Genomic DNA, 19,181 nt, shown 5'->3' on the forward strand with positions numbered 1-19,181 from the left:
TGCTGGTGTGTCCGCGTACGAGCCTGACTTCTGCCCCCGCTACCACCAAGCCGTCGAGATGATCGGCCGCCGGTGGGCCGGGGTGATCCTGCGTGAACTGCTCAGGGGAGCCACCCGCTTCCGGCAGATCGGCGACGCCATCCCCGACATCACCGACAAGCTCCTGTCGGAACGGCTCAAGCGCTTCGAGAGCGAAGGCGTCGTCGAGCGCGTCGTGCTTCCGACCACCCCGGTGACCGTCGAATACCACCTCACCGACAAGGGCAGGGCCCTGGAGGTGGCCGTCCGGGAGCTGTCCGCCTGGGCCGAGACGTGGCTGCCCGCCCAGAACGAATCAGAGGAGGCCAGGACCGGCCGCTGACGGCGGACCCGGCACCGCCGGGCTCAGGCGCACACGCCGGGCAGGCCGCAGACCTTCGCGGCCATCTCTTTCGCCTGGCCGGCGAGCTCCCTTTCCAGGGACGCCGCGTCGCCGGGGACCTGGTCGGAGCTGTAGAGGAACACGGCGGCGCCCCGGCGGGCGACGATCCACAGCCGGCCGGGCTCGCGCCGGCGCCTGCCGTCTCGCACGAAGTAGCGTCCGACGGACATGGCCTCGTCGCCCAGGCGTAACGACCGGCCGCCGTAGTCGACCTTGGAGCTCGACGGGCTGCCCGCCCTGGGGCATGACCTGACCTCGGCCCGCAGCTCGCGGAACGCGTCGTGCGCGGACACGGCGGTCCTGTACAGCACGAGTTGTTCGCTTTCCAAGGCCGGGCCGCTGGTCAGGTGCGTGATGGTGCGCATGGCGACCCGGCCGTCGCGCGAGGTCCGCTCGGTCCCGCAGGGGTTGAGCTCCAACTGCCAGGCTGTGCTGTCGCTGACCTTCCACCAGTCCTCCTGCGTCGCCTCGGCCGGACGCGTCGCGGTCGCCCGCGCCTCGGTCAGCAGGAACCCCTTGGGAATGCTCCCGGCCGCCGCCCCCGCCAGGCCGCACCCTGTCAGCAGCGATCCCACCACCATGGGCACTGTCACGATCAAGTGTCTGCGCACATGCCATGAGACGCCTGTGACCCCCTCAGAGTTCACGGCACAGGCGCCGGACCTCCGACATGGGGACGTCTTCGGTGAGGCTCCGGATCAGGAGGGTCTCGATGGTGAGCAGCATCGACCTGGCGGTCTCGCGTGGCAGGTAGGCGGTGTCGATGATGAGGCTGAGCTGGCCGGTGCCGGTCGCCGTGCCCACGGTGAAGAACACCTTGAAGCGGACGCCCGGCCAGGCGTTCGTGACGTAGGTGCGGGTCTTCGCCGTCAGGGCCGACAGGTCCTCGCCGGGGGCGAACTTCGGCAGCGTGGGCCAGGTGCCGATGCCCCGGCGGTCGTTGAAGAACGCGTCCAGGTCCGGTTCCCGGCCACGGCGGCGGCCGATCTCCTCGCGCATGGCCGCCATCGCGAACGGGTCGTAGCGCGCGTTCCGGTAGGCCCCGAGGGCGGTGGAGTGCGCGGTCCGGCACACGTCGGTGAAGTCGGTCGCGGGCAGGTCGAGCACGAACAGGGCGTCCTGCCCGACGGTGCCGACCATGGTGCGGGTGCGGGCGTCGCGCCGGTTGCTGTGGACGAGCTGCATGACCGCCCTCGGACGCCCGCTCACCTCGGCGAGCACCGTCGCGCAGGCCGCGAGCAGGACGCTGGTCGTGCTGACGGTCCAGCGTCCGGCGAGCCGCTCCGCCGCGGCGGCGAGCGCGACGGACTCCATGCCGACCTCGATGAACCGCGGGTCCTCCGGTTCCAGGGGGTCGTGGTCGAACACCTCCAGGGGGACCTCTTCGAGGATCGAGCGCCAGTACTGGACGCACCTGCGGGAGTGCGCCTGCCAGGACTCCTCCTGCTCCAGGACCGCCTGGTCCATCGGCTGCCAGCCGACCGGCGGCAGGTCATCGCCTTTCAGCAGCGCCTTCCACTCCTCGGCCAGCAGGGCCAGTGCCTGGTAGTCCACCGCCAGGTGGGAGAAGCTGAGCGCCAGCGCGAACGGGCGGCCGTCCTTGAGCACGACCGCGCAGCGCAGCGGCAGTTCCTTGTCGTGCGCGAACGCGGTGGCGCTCATCTCCGCGCCGAGCCGCTCGGCCGCCCGCAGCCCGCGTTCCCGGCCGGCCTCGACCAGGTCGACGGCCAGCTCGCCCTCGCGTGTGACCCGCTGCACCGGGCCGGCGGGGGTGTCGGCGAAGGTGGTGCGCAGGCTCTCGTGGCGTTCGAGCAGCGCGCGCAGCGCGGACAGCACGGCGCCGAGGTCGCGCCTGCCGTAGACGGGGAGCACCCAGGGGCAGTTGAGGTAGGACTGGCTGTCGCCCATCAGGTGGACGGCCCGCCACATCAGCCGCTGTCCCCAGGTCAGCTCCGCCTCGCCGTCCCGCTCTCCGCTGAAGGGCACCCGCACCGTGCCGCCGGCCGCGGCCGTCCCGGCTGTCATGCGCCGTCCTCGCGGAGCCGCGCGCTGCGCGGGCGCATGTCCGTCCAGACCTCTTCGATGTGGCTCAGGCACTCGTCCTTGCCGCCGGTGAACCCGTCGGCCCGCCACCCGGCCGGGAGCGCCTGGTCGAGGGGCCACAGCGAGTACTGCTCCTCGTCGTTGACGACCACCTGGTACATGTCATGCCTCCGTTGTCTCGGTGCGGGTGGGGGCGGCGCCTCGCAGCGCCTGGACGCCGACCAGGTCGTCGGCGACGGCGTCGGGGACCTCCTGGTCGAAGCGGGCCAGCGCGGGCACGCGCATGGCGATCAGCACGATCAGCATGATGACGACGCCGAAGAGGACGTACATGAGCCCGATGCCGCGGCCGGGGCCGGTGCCGATGAGCGCGCCCACGGTGGGGGCCAGCGCGCCTCCCCGGACGAGCAGCGGGTCCAGGACCGCGGCGGCGTACGGGGCGACCAGGCCGAAGCCGACGGGCAGCGTGGACCACGCGATGAGCGTGTTCATGGCGAACACCCGGCCGTGGAACCGTTGCGGCACCTTGACCTGCACGATGGTCGTGTAGATGCCGTTGAGCAGGGTGATCCACAGCGTCATGCCGCACACGCCGGCCGCGATCACGGTCAGATCGGCGCGCAGGCCGGTGACCAGGCAGAAGACGCCGAGGACGAGCGTGCACAGCAGCACTCCGCGTAGCCGCATGCGGCGCGGACCACCCCAGACGATCATGATGAGCGCTCCGGCGAACGTGCCCACTCCGGCCAGGAACGCGACGCGCCCCACGTCGGCCAGCCCGGCGAAGGACAGCACGAGCGGGGAGAACATCAGCAGCAGCGGCGACAGGAACACGTTCAGCACCACGAAGAAGACCAGCATGGCCACGAAACCCCGGTGCCCGAGCGAGTAGCGCAGCCCGCCCATGATCTCCGCCTTGATCGACTCCCGGCGGCGCCAGGGCATCGAGGCGGGGAAGCGCACCACCAGCAGCGTGACGATCGCGACCGCGTAACCGGCGACGTCCAGGAGCAGGATGCCGCCGAGCCCGATCCCGGCGAGCAGGCCGACCGCGAAGATCGGCACCAGGAGCTGCGCCGTGCCGTTGCCGAGCTGCATGATCCCGACGGCGTGCCCGAGGTAGTGCTTGGGCACGAGCTGCGGCACCGCCGAGATGTAGGCGATCCGCTGGAAGGTGAGCGCGACCGACAGGCAGCCCAGCAGCGGGTAGATCCACCCCACGGACAGGTGCCCGGTCCACAGCAGGACGCCGAAGGCGAGCTGGATGGTGAACGCCGCCGCGTCGCCGGCCAGCATCACCCGGCGCCGGTCGGCCCGGTCGACGATCGCGCCGGCGATGGGCGCGGTGAGCATCCCGGGCACCAGGCCGACGACGGCCATCAGGGCGAACAGCGCCACCGACCCCGTCGTCGTGTAGACCCACAGCGGCACGGCGAACTCGGTCAGCGCCGACCCGACGACGGACGTCAGCTGGCTGAGCGCGACGGCCAGGAACCGCGGGATGCTGGGCCGCGCGCCGCTGGGCGCCACCCGCGTCTCCGAGCGGGAGGTGTCGTGCAGCCACCAGGTGGACTCCGGCTCCCGCGCCCGTGCGGGCGGCGCCTCGGGATCGGCCAGCGCCCGGTGGGTGGTGGTGACGATCTCCGCGAGCTCCTCGGCCCGGTACTTGAGGAAGAAGTGCCCGGCCTCGGCCAGGACGACGACGGCCGAGACCGGGGACAGGAAGTGCCATTCGCGGAAGCGTTCCTGGTAGTAGTCCGTCGCCGGGTCCTCGGTGCCCACCACGCTGATCACCGGGGCGCGCAGCCGGTCGGCGCCGCCTTCCAGCAGGCGGGTGTAGTAGTCCTCCGCCTCCCGGGAGTCCCGGCGCATGTTCCGGACGATCCGCCGGGCCTGCGCCGGGTCGATGTCGCCCATCTCCAGGCCCATCGAGATCAGCCAGTTGACGTACCGCTGGTCGCCGCGGAGCCGCTCCGCCTCGGCGAGCCGCGACAGCCGCGACAGCAGCGCCCCGCGCGGCCGGGCGAACGGGAAGATGCCCCCGATGTACACCGCGACGAGGTCGCGTCCCGCCGCCTCCACCCGCCGGGCGAGCTCGACGGTCAGCGCCGAGCCGACGCCGCAGTGCCCGTACAGCATGACGGGCCCTTCGACCTTCTCCAGGATCTCGCGCACGCACGCGGCGGCGAGCTCGTCGAACGGCAGCGTGCCCTCCTCGACCCCCACGTCGTGGCCGGGGATCGCCACCGACCACAGCGCGTGCCCGTCCGGCAGGGCGTCGGCGAGCGGCTGGTAGACGACGGCGCTGCCGCCCCCGTAGGGCACGCACACGTAGCTCACCACCGGCGTGGTGCTGCCGGCGGAGGTGAGCCGGTGCAGCAGCTCGCGGGGTCCGCGCCGTTCGGCCGGGGTGTCGGCGAGCGCCGCCAGCTCCCGGACGGTGGGGTTCTTGAACACGTCCATCACGGCGACCTGGCCGTCGACGCGGCCGCGCAGCCGGGCCACGACCTGGATGGCGAGCAGCGAGTGCCCGCCGAGGTCGAAGAAGTCGTCGTCGAGCCCGACGGTCTCGACGCCGAGGAGTTCGGCCCACACCTCGGCGATCGCCAGTTCGGTCGGGGTGGCGGGCGCGGCGAACTCGACCCCGGCGTCGCGCCCGGCGACCGGCGCGGGCAGCGCCCGGCGGTCCAGCTTGCCGTTGGGGCTGAGCGGAAGGGCGTCCAGGCGGACGAAGCCGTTCGGCACCATGTAGTCGGGCAGCGTCTTCTTCAGCTCGGCCCGCACGGCGGCGAGGTCGGCGTCGCCGGTCACGAGATAGGCCACCAGGCGGTCCTCGCGGACGATCACGGCGGCGTCCCGTACGCCGGGCAGCGCGCGCGCCGCCGCCTCGATCTCGCCGAGCTCGATGCGCAGGCCGCGCAGCTTGACCTGGGTGTCGAGGCGGCCGAGGAACTCAAGCGCCCCGTCCGGCCCGCGCATGGCCAGGTCGCCGGTGCGGTAGAGCCGCGAGCCCGGCGGCCCGAACGGATCGGGGACGAAGCGTTCGGCGGTGAGCGCGGGCCGGTTCAGGTAGCCCCTGGCCAGGCCCGCGCCGCCGATGTACAGCTCGCCCGGCACGCCGACCGGCGCCGGGACCATGGTCTCGCCGAGGACGTACAGGGCGGTGTTGGCGATGGGCGCGCCGATCGGCACCCTGGCCCGCCCGGCGAGCGCCGCGGGCAGGCAGTGCCAGGCGGACACGTCGACGGACGCCTCGGTCGGGCCGTACAGGTTGTGCAGCTCGGCCGCGGGCAGCGCGGCGACGCAGCGGCGCGCCAGGTCGGCCGGGAGCTCCTCGCCCGAGCAGATCACCCGGCGCAGCGACCCGCAGCCCGCCGCGCCGGCCTCGCCGAGGAACACGGCCAGCATCGAGGGCACGAAGTGCGCCGTGGTCACCCCCTCGGTGACGATCAGCTTGCGCAGGTACGCCGGGTCCTTGTGGCCGCCGGGGGTGGCGAGCACCATGCGCGCGCCCTCGCGCAGCGGCCAGAACAGCTCCCACACCGACACGTCGAAGCTCAGCGGGGTCTTCTGGGCCACCACGTCGCCGGCGCCGAGGCGGAACCGGTCCTGCATCCAGTCGAGCCGGTTGGCGATGCCCCCGTGGGTGTTGGGCACGCCCTTGGGCCGCCCGGTGGAGCCGGAGGTGTAGATGACGTACGCGACGTCGCCGGGATCCACCTTCGGCAGCGGGCCGGCGCCGCCCGTCCACGCGCCCGGGTCGAGCAGGTCGTCCAGGTCGAGGACGAGCGCGGCGGCGGCCGGGAGCTCGGGCCGGATCCGGCGCTGGGTGAGCAGCACGGGCGGGGCGGCGTCCGCCAGCATGAACGACACCCGGTCCGCCGGGTAGTCGGGGTCGATCGGCAGGTACGCCGCCCCCGCCTTCAGCACGCCGAGCAGGGCGGGCAGCAGTTCCAGCGACCGCTCGGCGCAGACGGCGACCACCGAGCCCACGCCCACCCCGTGGCCGCGCAGCGTGTGCGCCACGCGGGTCGCGGCCGCGTCCAGCTCCCCGTATGTCAGCGAACGCCCTTCGAACCGGACCGCGACCGCGTCGGGCGTGCTCGCCGCCCGCGCCTCGATCGGCCCGTGCAGGGTCGCCTCGCCGGGGAACTCCGTGGCGGTGTCGTTCCAGCCGTCGACGACCAGGCGCCGCTCGTCCTCGGTGAGCAGGTCGATCCGCGACAGCGGAAGGTCGGGCCGGGCCGCCACCCGCTCCAGCAGGGTGCGCAGGTGCCCGCCCAGCCGCTCGACCGTGGCCGCCTCGAACAGGTCGGTGTTGTACACGAACAGCCCCGACAGGCCACCCTCGGACTCCTCTGCGAGGTAGAGCTCCAGGTCGTAGCGGGTCGCCCAGCCGTCGACGGGGAAGTCGGCCACGCTCAGCCCGGCGGGCGGGGGGACGGCGCCGGTGCGGTAGCTCTGCATGGCGAGGATGACGCCGAACAGCGGCGACCGTGACACGTCGCGGGGCAGGTCGAGTTCGGCGACGAGCTGCTCGAACGGCAGGTCCTGGTGGGCGAAGGCGTCCACGCAGACATCCCGCACCCGGTCGAGCAGCTCGCCGAAGGCCGGGTCGCCCGACAGGTCGACCCGCATCGTCAGCATGTTCACGAAGCAGCCGATGACCCCGTCCAGCTCAGGCAGCCGGCGTCCCGCCACCGGGGAGCCCACCGCCACGTCGGTGTCGCCCGCGTACCGGCCGAGCAGCGCGCCCAGCGCGGCCAGCACCGTCATGTACGGCGTGGCCCGGTGCTCGCGGCCCAGCCGGGCGAGCGCCGCGGTCAGTTCGGGGCCCAGCGGGAAGGCGTGCGCGGCGCCCGCGTAGGTGCGCTCGGGCGGGCGCGGGCGGTCGGTGGGCAGGTCGAGCGGCTCCAGCCCGGCCAGCCGCTCCCGCCAGAACGCGAGCTCCCGTTGCGGCGGTTCCAGACTCCGCTGCCAGGCCGCGTAGTCGCCGTACCCCACCTCCGGCGGCGCGGGGACGGCGCCCGAGTACCGGGTGAAGACCTCGCCCACCAGCAGCTCCGCCGACCAGCCGTCGGCGGCGATGTGGTGGACGGCGATGATCAGCACGTGGTCGTCGCCGGCCAGCCTGACCAGCAGCGCCCGCGCCACCGGGCCGGTCGCGAGGTCGAACGGCACCGCGAGGAACTCCTCGGCCAGCGCCTTCGCGGCGGCCTCGTCCGGCGCGTCGCGCACGGTCAGCGGCAGGGTGGCCGCGTCGTCGGTCACCGTCCGCGGCCGGCCGTCCGCGGTCGCCGGGTAGCGGGTGCGCAGCGCGTCGTGCCCGGCCGCGACGCCGGCGAGCGCGGCGGCCAGCCGGTCGGCGTCCAGGGGCCCGCGCAGCCGGAGCCTGAGCGGGATGGTGAGCTGGGTGGTGCCCGGCGCGAACTGCTCCAGGAACCACAGCCGCTCCTGGGCGTGCGACAGCGGAGCGGGCTCCCCGGCGGGGCGCGCCGGGATGGTCCGCCGCGGCGGCGCCGCCGCGCCCTTGCGCAGCCGCCGCGCCAGCAACTCCTGCTTGGTGGCCGACAGCCCGTCCTTGCCCGCGGCCGGCCGGTCCCGGCCGGTGGCCGTCCCGCCTCCACCCGCGGCCGGTCCGTCCTGGGCGGGCGGCAGGCCGTCCCCGCCGGTGGCCGGACGCTCCTCCGCCCCGGTGCGCGTGCCGCTCAATGGAGCACCTCCGTGTCCAGCAGGTGGGCCGCCTCGGACTCGGACAGGCCGGAGAGCTGCTCGATCAGCAGGCCCTCCACCGCGTCCGCCAGCCCTTCGACGGTCGGCCGGTCGAATATGGCGCGGATCGGCACCTCGACGTCGATCGCGTTGCGCAGCAGGGCCGCCACCCTGATGGCGAGCAGCGAGTGGCCGCCCAGGGCGAAGAAGTCGTCCAGCGCGCCGATCCCGTCCAGGCCGAGCACCTCCGTCCACACGCCGGCGACCAGCGTCTCCGCGTCGGTACGGGGCGGCACGAACTCGGTGGCCGGCTCGGGCTCGGGCGCGGGCAGCGCCGCCAGGTCGACCTTGCCGGTGACGGTGAGCGGCAGCGCGTCCATCGGCACCCAGGCCGTGGGCACCAGGTGCGGCGGCAGGGTGGCAGACAGCCGCCGCCGCAGGTCCTCCGGTTCGGCGGATCCGGTCACGTACGCCACCAGCCGGTCGCCGTCGGCGGCCACCACCGCCTGGCGCACCCCCGGGTGGGCCAGCAGGGCCGCCTCGACCTCTCCCGGCTCCACCCGGAAACCGCGTACCTTCGTCTGCCCGTCGAAGCGGCCGAGGAACTCCAGCGTCCCGTCCGGCCGCCATCGCGCCCGGTCGCCGGTCCGGTACAGCCGGGAGCCGGGTGGACCGTACGGGTCGGGCGTGAACCGCTCGGCGGTCAGCGCCGGGCGGCCGAGGTAGCCGCGCGCCAGCCCGGCCCCGCCCAGGTACAGCTCGCCGGGGACGCCGGGCGGCACCGGCTCGCCGTGCGGGCCGAGGACGTGCGCGGTCGCGCCCGCGATGGGCCGCCCGATGGACGGGCGGCGGCCGGCGTCCGCCGCGCCGAGCGCGCCGGCCGTGGCGATGACGGTGGCCTCCGTCGGCCCGTAGGTGTTGACCAGGGCGATCCGGTCGCCGAAGCGGTCGCGCCAGCGGGCCACGGCGGCGGCGTGCGCCTGCTCGCCGCCGATGATCACCAGGCGCAGCGGATCTGGCCAGGTCAGGTCGTCGAGCGCCTCGGTGAGCCGGTGCCAGTAGGCGGTCGGCAGGTCGAGTACGGTGACCTGGCGGCCCGCGGGGGTGCGCAGCACGTCCGGCAGGGTGGCGGCGCCGTCGGGCAGCAGCAGCACGGACGCGCCGGCCGTCAGCGCCGGGTAGAGCTCCTCGGCGTGGGCGTCGAAGCTGAGCGACGCGAACTGGACGACCCGGTCGGCGGGGCCGATGCCGTAGATGTCCCGCATCCAGCGCACGCGTCGGGCCAGGGCGCCGTGCTCGACCAGCACCCCCTTGGGCCGGCCGGTCGAGCCGGAGGTGTAGATCACGTACGCCGGGTCGCCCGGCCCGATCGGCCACTCGGCGTCGCCGGCCCCGGTCGCCGGCCGCTCCAGGTCACCGGGCTCGGCCGCCGGCGACGGGTCGTCGGCGACCCGCCGCGCGTCGTCGTCGGGCTCCGTCGTCCGCCATGCCTCGGCGCCGGCGTCCGGTCCGGCCGGGACGGTGAGCAGCGGGGTTTCCGGCGGCAGCCGGTGGGCGAGCCCTTCGTCGGTGACGACCAGGCGGGCGCCGCTGTCGCCGACCAGGAACGCCAGGCGTTCGTCCGGATAGTCCGGGTCGAGCGGCAGGTACGCGCCGCCGGCCCGCCACACGGCGAGCAACGCGACCAGCGCCTCCACCGAGCGGCCGAGGCAGACGCCGACGACCGCGCCCGGGGCGACCCCGCGCCGCCGCAGCGCCGCGGCGAGCCGCGCCGTCCTGGCGGCGAGCTCCCCGTAGCTGACCCGCTCGTCGCCGCAGGCCAGCGCCGTGGCGTCCGGAGTCGCGGACGCCGCCCGCGCGAACAGCGCCGGGACCGTCTCCGCGGCCGGAACGATGTCGTGCGATCCCGGGGCCGTACGGCTCGCGGCGAGGACCGTCTGGTCGGTGGCCGTCAGCATCGGCAGGCGGGAGATCGGGGTGGCCGGGGCGTCGGCGACGCCGCGCAGCAGCGCCGCGAACCGCTCGGCGAGACTCTCCACGGTCGCCGCGCGGAACAGCGTGGCGTCGTAGCCGAGCACGGCCAGCAGGCCGTCGCTCTGCCGCCAGGTCTCAAGGGCCAGGTCGAACTTGGCCTGCCGGTAGCCGCCGTCGAACAGCTCCACCCGCAGGTCGCCGACCCGCTCCGGCGGGGCGCCGTCGCCGGCCTGGCTGTGCAGGATGATCATGGTGGACAGCAGCGGGTTGTGCTGGACGTCCCGCGGCACGCCCAGCTCCCCGACGAGCCGCTCGAACGGGACGGTACGGTGCGCGTGCGCCTCCAGCACCGTACGGCGGGTCGCGTCGAGCAGGTCGGAGAAGGCCGGATCCCCGGCGAGATCGCCGCGCAGCACCAGGGTGTCGGTGAGGTAGCCGACCACCGGTTCGAACTCGACCCGGTCGCGGACCGCCCACGGCGTGCCGACCAGGATGTCGTGCTGCCCGCTGTGCCGGGCCAGCAGCACCTGGTACGCGGCGGCCAGCACCATGAACAGGGACGCGCCGTGCTCCTGCGCCAGCCGTTCCAGCCGGGCGACGACCTGCTCGGGGATGGGGAACTGGTGGAAGGCCCCCTCGGGCCGCCGTCCGCCGGGCAGGTCGGTGGGCAGCTCCAGCGCCGGAGGCGCGGCGAGCCGGCGCCGCCAGTACTCCAGCGCCTCATCGGCGGCCGGTCCCGATTCGTGTTCCCGCTGCCACAGGGCGATGTCGCCGTACTGGACCGGCAGCGCGGGCAGGCCGGGCTCGCGGCCGTCGATCTCGGCCTGGTAGAGGGCGAACAGGTCGTCGAGCATGATCCCGAGGGACCAGCCGTCGGCGATGATGTGGTGCAGCACGAAGCACAGCACGTGATCGTCCGGGCCGAGGGTGAGCAGGCTGACCCGCAGCGGCGGCGGCCCGGCCAGGTCGAACGGCGCGTTGGTGCGCTCGGCGACCAGGCCGCGCGCCCGTTCCTCGGCGTCGGCGAACGAGGTGAGGTCGAACCGTTCGACGTCGACCGGGCCGGCCGGGTGGACGACCGTCACCGGCTCGCCGTCGGCGCCGCCGTCGGCGAACGAGGTCCGCAGGCTCTCGTGCCGGGCCACCACGGCGTCCAGCGCGGAGCCGAGCGCGCCGCCGTCCAGCTCGCCGCGCAGCCGCAGCACCAGGTACATGTTGTAGGAGGCGTCTTCGGGGTCGAAACGCTGCAGGAACCAGAGCCGCTGCTGCGCCGGCGACAGCGGCGGGTCGACTCCGGCCGGGCGGGGGCGCACCGCCTGCGGCTCCGGCGCCTCCTCGTCCGGGCCCGCGGCCTCCTCGCGCAGGCTCGCGATCTCCTCGGCGACCCCGGCGATGGTGGGGTCGTCGAAGAAGGCGTCGAGCGACATCTCGACGCCCAGGCGTTCCCTGATCCGCGCGGTGATCTGGGTGATGGTGATCGAGTGCCCGCCGAGGTCGAACAGGTCGTCGTCGTCGGCGATCTCGTCGAGTTCGAGGACCTCCTGCCAGATCAGCCGGATCTCCTCGGCGAGCCCGCCGGCGCCGGCCGCGCGGGGGCGGTCGTCGTCGGAGGTCGCGTCGGGGGCCGCGGCCGGCTCGGGCAGGGCCGCGCGGTCGAGCTTGCCGATGGGGTTCAGCGGCAGCGACTCCAGCAGGACGTACGCGCCGGGGAGCATCGCCCGGGGCAGGGTCCTGCCCAGGTGGGCGGTCAGCGCCCCGGCCTCGGGCGCCGCGCCCGCCGCCGGGACGACGTACGCGACCAGCCGGGGATCGCCCGTGTCCGCGCCGGTGAGCAGCACCGCCGCCTCGGCGACCTCGGGATGGTCGAGCAGCCGGGCCTCGATCTCGCCCAGCTCGACGCGGTGGCCGAGCAGCTTGACCTGGCCGTCCTGGCGGCCGAGGAACTCGATCCGGCCGTCCGGCCGGTGGCGGGCCAGGTCACCGGTCCGGTACAGCCGCGATCCCGGCGGCCCGAACGGGTCGGGGACGAACCGCTCGGCCGTGCGGCCCGGCCTGCCCCGGTAGCCGCGCGCCACCCCGGCGCCGCCGACGCACAGTTCCCCGGCCACGCCGGCGGGCACCGGCCGCAGCGCCTCGTCCAGCAGGTACACCTGGGTGTTGGCGATCGGGCGGCCGATCGTGACCACCTCGCCCGGCTCGCCGGGTTCGCCGAGTTCGCCGAGCGTGCTCCAGATGGTGGTCTCGGTCGGGCCGTACACGTTGAAGACGCGGTCGAACCGGGCCCGCAGCTCGCCCGCGAGCCGGGGCGGCAGCGCCTCGCCGCCGGTCAGCGCGGTGGCCCCGGCGATGCCGCCCGGCAGCAGCAGCCGCCACACCGACGGGGTCGCCTGCACGTACGTGACACCCTGTTCGGCGACCAGCCGCGCCAGCGCCTCGGGGCGGCGTACGGCGCCGGGGGAGGCGACGACGACCCTCCCCCCGGTGACCAGCGGCAGGTAGAGCTCCAGGGCGCTGATGTCGAACGCGGGCGAGGTGAGCGCGAGCCAGCCGTCGCCGGGCCCCGAGCCGAGCCGGTCACGCATCGACAGCAGCAGGTTCGCCAGGTTGCCGTGCTCGACCTCGACGCCCTTGGGACGGCCGGTGGACCCCGAGGTGTAGATGACGTACGCGACTTCCCCCGGTGACGTCGCCGGGGGCGTCTCGTCCGGTTCGCCGGAGTCCGCGGCCTCTTCCGCGTCTTCGCTGAGCAGGAGAGCCGGCCCCGGCAGGGCGCATGGCAGGGCGGTGTCCGACAGCGTCAGCCGCGGCCCGGCGTCCGCCATGATCATGGCGATCCGCTCCACGGGGTGGTCCGGATCCAGCGGCAGGTACGCGGCGCCCGCCTTGTGCACGGCGAGCAGCGCGACCAGCAGCGTCTCCGACCGCGGCAGGTGCACCGCGACGAGGTCGCCGCGGCCCACTCCGGCCCGCCGCAGCCGCCGCGCGAGCCGGCCGGCCGCCGCGTCCAGCCCGGCGAAGGTGAGCGAGCGGCCGTCGCAGGTCACGGCCACCGCGTCGGGGCGGGCCCGCACCTGTTCCGCGAACAGGCCGGGCAGCGTCGCCGCCCCGGTGTGGACCGCCGCGGTGTCGTTCCATTCGACGAGCAGCCGCGACCGCTCGGCGGGCGAGATGACGTCCAGGTCGGCCAGGCGCACGCCGGGGTCGGCGGCGGCGTGGCGGAGCAGCGCGTGCAGGCCGTCGCGAAAGCGGACGACGGCGCCGGAGTCGACGGCGGCGGGATCGAACCGCAGGCACGTGGCCAGCCCGTCCGGGCCGTCCACGAACTGCAGGTGCAGCGGGTTGCGGACGCCCCCGCCGAACATCGTCCAGTCGACGGACAGGCCGAGACCGGGGAACTCCGGCTCGGCGTCGCGCCGGCGGTAGCTGATCGACACGGGCGCCACGGCGCCGCGCGGCGTCAGGCTCACCGCCCGGGCGAGCGGCACCTCCCGGTGCGCGTACATCTCGCGCAGGCCGCCGCGGACGGCCCGGACGAACTCCCGGAAGCTCTGCCCGGCCTGCGGGCGCGCCGTGACGGGCAGTTCGTTCACGAACGGCCCGATGTGGTCGCGGGTCTCGGGCCCGCGCGTCGTCACGTCGACCATGACGGTCGGGTTCTCCGCGCCGTACCTGAACAGCAGCCCGTGCACGGCGGCGACGAGCGTCTCGAAGGTCGTGGCGCCCGCCGCCTCCGCCACCTCGGCGGCGAGGCGGCGCAGCTCGTGGTCGGCGCCGCCGCCGATCTGCTCGCCCGGCCCGTAGCGCCCGGCCGTGCGCCGCTGCCCCGGCAGCACGACCTCGGCCGGCTCGGTCCAGCGTCCCGCCCAGAACTCGCGGGCGGCGGGCAGCGCGGCCGCGACCCGGCGCCGCTCGGCGCGGGCGGCGTCGGCGAAGGACAACGGCCGCCCGAGGGCGGTTCCGCCGGCGTAGCCTCGGGCCAGGTCGCGGACCAGGATGTCCTTGGACATGCCGTCGAAGACCGCGTGGTGGGCGACGAACAGCAGCAGGTGCCGTCGCGGGCCCGCGGGCGCCAGGACGAACCTGGCGAGCGGCCCCTTCTCCAGGTCGAACGGGCGGTCGGTCTCCTCGGCGATCAGCCGGTCGAGGGCCTGAGGTGAGGGGCCGGGCAGCTCGACGACCGTGATCGACGGCTCGGCGGCCTCGGTCAGGTGGAGCCCGTCACCGTCCTCCACCAGGGTGGTGGCGAGCACCGGGTGCCTGGCCGCCACGCCGGCGCACGCCGAGAGCAGCGCGGACACGTCGAGGTCCCCGTCGAACCACAGGGCGAGCGGCATGTGGTACGCCGGGCCGGCGCCGAGCCGCTCGCCGATCCAGATGCCCTGCTGGGCGAACGAAGCCGGGCTGCTGTCCTGTCCTTGGATCATGTGCGTTCTCTCCGGTCCATACGCGTGGGTCGCCGGGCTTGCACGCCGATCAGGGCGCCGGGGAAGAGCCGGCCGGCTCGGGCAGGTCGAGAAGGGCGGGCCACCGGTCCTCGTCCACCGCACCGCTCCGAAACGTTTTCATATCCGAGATCGATATTTCGGCCCACTGCTCCCCTAGCAATGGGGCATAAAGTACGGATTGTCCCGTTTTGAGGTACCTGCGGGACCGCTCGTATCGGCAGAATAGGGAATCGGCTCGGGAAGAAACAGAGAAAGTTTGTAAGTTGTGATCCGAAAATTTCTGGACCACTGCCCGCAACCGGATGGACACGGACCACCGGCGCCGGCGCCTCGATCTCCACTCGGAGCCCGCGCGATCGGCGGCTTCTCCGGGCGCCCTGGACCGCGCGTGCGAAGGGCTGTCGCGCCGACCCGCCGGGGGCAGGGAAAGCGCGCGGGCGGCCGCTTCTAGATTGGAGGGATGGACACGGAGAAGGTGCGGTTCACCAGGGAAAAGGAGACCCTTCTCGCCACCCTGTACGGGCGCGCCCTGCACAGCCGTACGGCGGACCCGGTCCTGCGGGACCCGCTCGCCGAGCACGCCGTCGAGCGCATCGGCTACGACTTCCACAAGCTGCGGATGCGCCCCACCGACGCGCTGGGCGTGGCGATCCGCGCCAAGACCTTCGACACCCTCACCGCCGGCCGCCTCGCCGGCGAGCCCGGGGCGACCGTGGTCCACCTCGCCTGCGGCCTCGACACCCGCGTCTACCGCCTCGGCCCGCCCGCGACCGTCCGATGGTTCGACGTCGACTACCCCGACGTCATCGCGCTGCGCGAACGTCTCTTCCCGCCCCGGCCGGGCTACGCGATGGTGGGGGCGCCGGCCACCGACCCCGCGTGGCTGGACCGGGTCGACGCCGGCCGTCCGGTGCTCGTGGTCGCCGAGGGCCTGATGATGTACCTCACCGCCGAGGAGGTCCACGACCTGCTGCGCCGGATCACCGGCCGGTTCCCGTCCGGCGAGATCATCTTCGACGCGCTGAGCCGCCTGGCCGTCAAGCTGAGCCGCTTCCAGCCCGCCATCCGCGCCACCGGCGCCACCCTCCGCTGGGGCCTCGACGACCCCGCGGAACTGACCGCCGCGGTTCCCGGCCTCCGCCTCGCCTCGCAGCTCTTCTTCTCCGACGTCCCGGAGGTGGAGCGCTTCCCGCCGGGCTATCGCGCGGCCCTGGCCCTGATGAACCGCTTCTACTTCCTCCGCAGGGTCGGCCGCATCCTGTGCTACCGGTTCTGACCGCGCCGGCCCGGTCTCGCGAGGGTCAGGGGGCGGGTCGCGGGCGCAGGCCGTCGAGGGCGAGGGTGAGGACGCGGTCGCGCTGGGCCTCGTCGACGAAGGCGGCGGAGGCGATGCCGCTGATCATGCGGAGCACGTCGTCGAAGCCCGCGTCCGGGCGGGCCTCGCCTGCCTGCTGGGCGCGGGTGAGCAGCGGCTCGCCCGCGGCGTACATCGCGGCGCGGCAGGCGCGGAACATCTCGGAGTCGCGGTTGAGCTCCTCGTAGAGGGCCCTCTTGGTGCCGACGTAGGCGACGAAGCGGCGTAGCCAGCCGACGAAGGCCTCCCATGGCGGCAGGCCGGCGGCCTCCTCGGCGGCCCGGCACAGCTCTTCCACCTCGCCGACGTAGACGCTGTCGAACAGGTCCTGGCGGGTGGGGAAGTTGCGGTAGAGCGTGCCGATGCCGACGCCGGCGCGGCGCGCGATGTCTTCGAGCGACGCCCCGGTGCCGTTCTCGGCGAACGCCTCGCGTGCCGCGTTCAGCAGGGCGTCGAAGTTGCGGCGCGCGTCGGCACGCCGCGGGCGCCGCACTGCCACGCCGGGGACCTGGGGTGCCTGCTCCGTCACTGCCTTCGCCTCCTGACTGCCGCCTCGGGTTGAACCGGAGGAATGCCTCCGTTATGGTGGAGGGGTGCCTCCGCTTCGGCTGGGGGCGGGCCTCCGTTGTTGCGGAGGCATACCTCGACTTTAACAGGCCGGACGGGCCCGCCGCCGCCGGAAAGCGCCGGCGGTCTCGTCGACACACCGCCCGGGCCCGTTCCCCGGCTCCCCGGCCGAATCCCGGTGGACCCCGTCGCGGGCGGCGCCGTCGCGCCGCCATCATCGAAGGACCCTCATGTCAGGCAGAACCTCCTCACCACGGCTGACCTTCGTCGTGCTCTCGGCCGCCGCGGCCTCGTTCGCGATGCTGCAGTCGCTGGTCAGCCCGGTGCTCCCCACCATCCAGCACGACCTGCACACCACACAGAGCGCCGTGACCTGGGTGCTGACGGCCTGGCTGCTGTCGGCCTCCGTGGCCACACCGCTGCTCGGCCGCATCGGCGACATGATCGGCAAGGAGCGGACGCTGCTCGTCGCGCTCGGCGCGATCGCCGCAGGGAGCGCGGTCGCCGCGCTCGCGCCCAACATCGGCGTGCTCATCGCCGGCCGGGTCATCCAGGGGCTCGGGGGAGCGGTGTTCCCCGTCTCGTTCGGGATCATCCGCGACGAGTTCCCGCCCGAACGGGTGCCCTCGGCCGTCGGCGGCCTGTCGGCCGTGCTCGCGGTCGGCGGCGGGCTGGGGACCCTGCTCGCCGGGCCGATCGTCCAGGCCCTGAACTGGCGGTGGCTGTTCTGGATCCCGATGCTCGTCGTGGCCGCGACCGGCGCCCTCGCCCACCGGTACGTGCCGGAGTCCCCCGTGCGCACGCCCGGCCGCGTCGACTGGCTGGCCGCGACGCTGCTGTCCGGCTGGCTCGTGGCCCTGCTGCTCCCGCTCAGCAACGCCTCGTCGTGGGGCTGGGGATCGTCCCGGGTGATCACGCTGCTCGTCGTCGCGGCGGCCGCGTTCGCCGCCTGGATCGCCGTCGAACTGCGCTCGCGCGAACCGCTCATCGACATGCGCATGATGCGGCTGCCGGCCGTCTGGACCGCCAACCTGGTGGCCCTGCTCTTCGGCGCCGGCATGTTCTCGATCGTCGCGTTCGTGCCGATGTTCCTGCAGACGCCGCCGGTCGCCGGCTACGGATTCGGCTCCAGCGTCACCGAGGCCGGTCTGCTGACGCTGCCGATGCTCGTCACGATGGCCCTCGCCGGCTACCTCAGCGGACCGATCGCGCCGTGGGTCGGCGTCAAGGCGCAGCTGGTGTCCGGCGCGGTGTTCGGCCTGGTGGGCGCCGTCGTCCTGGCCGCCCGCCACGACCGGCCCTGGCAGATCGCGGTGGCCGAGGCCATCGTCGGCGTCGGCATCGGCCTCGCCTACGCGGCCATGACCAGCCTGATCGTGCAGAGCGTGCCGGCACGCCAGACCGGCGTCGCCAGCGGCATGAACGCCAACATCCGCACCATCGGCGGCTCGATCGGCACCGCCGTCGTCGGCTCCATCATCGCCGCGAACCCGCGGCCGGACGGCCTGCCCCAGGAGGCGGGCTTCACCCAGGGCTTCATCGTGCTCGCGGCGTGCGCGGCGGCCACCGTCGTGGTGTCACTGCTCGTCCCCACCGCCCGCCGCCGCGCCGCCGCCCACCGGCCCGCCGCGGAGGAGACTCTCACCGCGGCCGGCGCCCGGTGACGGCCCGGCAGGGCTGAGAGCCCGGCCGCGCCGGCCGCCCTGACGTGCTCAGTCGCGGCCCCGGCGCGGTGCCGATCGGCGGCGGGCGGCGAGCCGGACGAGGGCCGCCCCGGCGAGGACGGCGATCAGCCCCCCGGCATTCGGCCGGGCTTGGTTAAAAGCTGGGAGATGCGGCGGCGCGAGCAGCCGGATTTCGCGTTCGCCGCCGTTATCGTGCGAGTCGCGGTTGGAAATCCGGCGAACTCGCGCCGGCGCGGGTCTTTCGCTCGAAGGGTGGTCGCCATGTGCTTTCCCATCGTCCGGCGGCGAGGATCCGGAGGGTTCGCCGTTCACCGGCGAGCGCCCGGCGTGGGCATGGTCCTGGGCATGATCATGGGCATGGCCGCCGGCATTGTCGTGGCGGTCGCGCCGCCGCCCGCGGGCGCCGCGGCGGGCCGGGCCGGCACGCCGCACCCGGCCAAGCCGAAGAGGACCTACGCGCTGCGCATCGGCATCGACAACGGGCGGCATGCCGTGGGGCCCGGCGACCGGCTCACGTACACGATCAAGGTGAGCAACAGCGGCAGCGCCGACTCGCCGCCCCTGCTGCTCACGCAGACCCTGATACCGGGACTGCGGCTCATCTCCTCCACCCCGGAGGGGAAGGTGTCCGACGGCCGCGTCTCGTGGAGCAAAGTGGTGCCGGCGGACGGTGACGGCCGGTTCAGCGCGACGGTCGTGGTCGGGCGGCTGCCCGCGGGCACCCAGCGGCTCGCCGCGGTCGCCTGCGCCACGGCCAAGACCGGCAGGCGCCCGATCGTCTGCGCCGCCGACTCCGACCGGCTGCCGGTGCCGGCCGTGGAGGAGCCACGGGGGTTCTGGCCCGGCCCCTGGTACGCGGCCGCGGGCGCGGCGGCCGCGCTGACGGTGCTGCTCGGCGTGCTCGCCCGCCGGGCAACCCTGCGGCGAAGGAGGCGGGCGGCGCGACTGTAGCCTTGGTCCGTCGGCAAGCGCGCGAGCAG

Annotated in this window: 10 protein-coding genes; 4 read left to right on the forward strand and 6 right to left on the reverse strand. The window is 74.4% G+C overall.

What is annotated here, in order from left to right; translation table 11 throughout:
* Positions 1 to 7: 7 nt before the first annotated feature.
* Complete coding sequence (locus ACZ6QO_RS18135) at positions 8 to 361, forward strand: winged helix-turn-helix transcriptional regulator (RefSeq protein ID WP_465851968.1); 354 nt, start codon at positions 8 to 10, stop codon at positions 359 to 361.
* A gap of 23 nt (positions 362 to 384) precedes the next feature.
* Here ACZ6QO_RS18135 and ACZ6QO_RS18140 read toward each other — a convergent pair whose 3' ends face one another.
* The 5 genes from ACZ6QO_RS18140 to ACZ6QO_RS18160 are packed head-to-tail and all read right to left on the reverse strand — an operon-like array spanning position 385 to position 14,574.
* Entirely contained in the window at positions 385 to 1,014 is a 630-nt protein-coding gene (locus ACZ6QO_RS18140) for a hypothetical protein (protein WP_465851970.1), read from the reverse strand.
* 43 nt (positions 1,015 to 1,057) lie between these two features.
* A complete protein-coding gene (locus ACZ6QO_RS18145; protein ID WP_465851972.1) occupies positions 1,058 to 2,446 on the reverse strand; it encodes a condensation domain-containing protein in 1,389 nt (462 codons plus the stop codon).
* A complete protein-coding gene (locus ACZ6QO_RS18150; RefSeq protein ID WP_465851974.1) occupies positions 2,443 to 2,625 on the reverse strand; it encodes an MbtH family protein in 183 nt (60 codons plus the stop codon). The genes ACZ6QO_RS18145 and ACZ6QO_RS18150 overlap by 4 nt, the downstream gene beginning before the upstream one ends.
* Before the next feature lies 1 nt (position 2,626).
* On the reverse strand, positions 2,627 to 8,176 hold the full coding sequence (locus tag ACZ6QO_RS18155) for an amino acid adenylation domain-containing protein (protein ID WP_465851976.1): 5,550 nt from the start codon (positions 8,174 to 8,176) through the stop codon (positions 2,627 to 2,629).
* Positions 8,173 to 14,574, reverse strand: a complete 6,402-nt coding sequence (locus ACZ6QO_RS18160; RefSeq protein ID WP_465851978.1) for an amino acid adenylation domain-containing protein — start codon at positions 14,572 to 14,574, stop codon at positions 8,173 to 8,175. Before ACZ6QO_RS18160 ends, ACZ6QO_RS18155 begins: the two co-directional genes overlap by 4 nt.
* A gap of 481 nt (positions 14,575 to 15,055) precedes the next feature.
* Here ACZ6QO_RS18160 and ACZ6QO_RS18165 point away from each other — a divergent pair, with 481 nt between their 5' ends.
* Complete coding sequence (locus ACZ6QO_RS18165; RefSeq protein ID WP_465851980.1) at positions 15,056 to 15,871, forward strand: class I SAM-dependent methyltransferase; 816 nt, start codon at positions 15,056 to 15,058, stop codon at positions 15,869 to 15,871.
* A gap of 25 nt (positions 15,872 to 15,896) precedes the next feature.
* On the opposite strand, the gene ACZ6QO_RS18170 is transcribed toward ACZ6QO_RS18165, so the two are convergent.
* The gene (locus ACZ6QO_RS18170; protein WP_465851982.1) at positions 15,897 to 16,478 is read right to left on the reverse strand and encodes a TetR/AcrR family transcriptional regulator; all 582 of its coding nucleotides are present in this window, start codon (positions 16,476 to 16,478) and stop codon (positions 15,897 to 15,899) included.
* Positions 16,479 to 16,746: 268 nt separating this feature from the next.
* Here ACZ6QO_RS18170 and ACZ6QO_RS18175 point away from each other — a divergent pair, with 268 nt between their 5' ends.
* A complete protein-coding gene (locus tag ACZ6QO_RS18175; protein WP_465851984.1) occupies positions 16,747 to 18,180 on the forward strand; it encodes an MFS transporter in 1,434 nt (477 codons plus the stop codon).
* 378 nt (positions 18,181 to 18,558) lie between these two features.
* A complete protein-coding gene (locus ACZ6QO_RS18180; protein WP_465851986.1) occupies positions 18,559 to 19,152 on the forward strand; it encodes a hypothetical protein in 594 nt (197 codons plus the stop codon).
* The last annotated feature ends 29 nt before the right edge of the window (positions 19,153 to 19,181 follow it).

This window comes from Sphaerisporangium sp. NPDC049457 (assembly GCF_055586705.1).

Excerpts from the sequence above, each read along its gene's own strand:
- ACZ6QO_RS18175 (WP_465851984.1), top strand. The coding sequence starts at position 16,747 with ATGTCAGGCAGAACCTCCTCACCACGGCTGACCTTCGTCGTGCTCTCG.
- ACZ6QO_RS18180 (WP_465851986.1), top strand. The coding sequence starts at position 18,559 with ATGGCCGCCGGCATTGTCGTGGCGGTCGCGCCGCCGCCCGCGGGCGCC.
- ACZ6QO_RS18150 (WP_465851974.1), bottom strand. The coding sequence starts at position 2,625 with ATGTACCAGGTGGTCGTCAACGACGAGGAGCAGTACTCGCTGTGGCCC.
- ACZ6QO_RS18160 (WP_465851978.1), bottom strand. The coding sequence starts at position 14,574 with ATGATCCAAGGACAGGACAGCAGCCCGGCTTCGTTCGCCCAGCAGGGC.
- ACZ6QO_RS18145 (WP_465851972.1), bottom strand. The coding sequence starts at position 2,446 with ATGACAGCCGGGACGGCCGCGGCCGGCGGCACGGTGCGGGTGCCCTTC.
- ACZ6QO_RS18165 (WP_465851980.1), top strand. The coding sequence starts at position 15,056 with ATGGACACGGAGAAGGTGCGGTTCACCAGGGAAAAGGAGACCCTTCTC.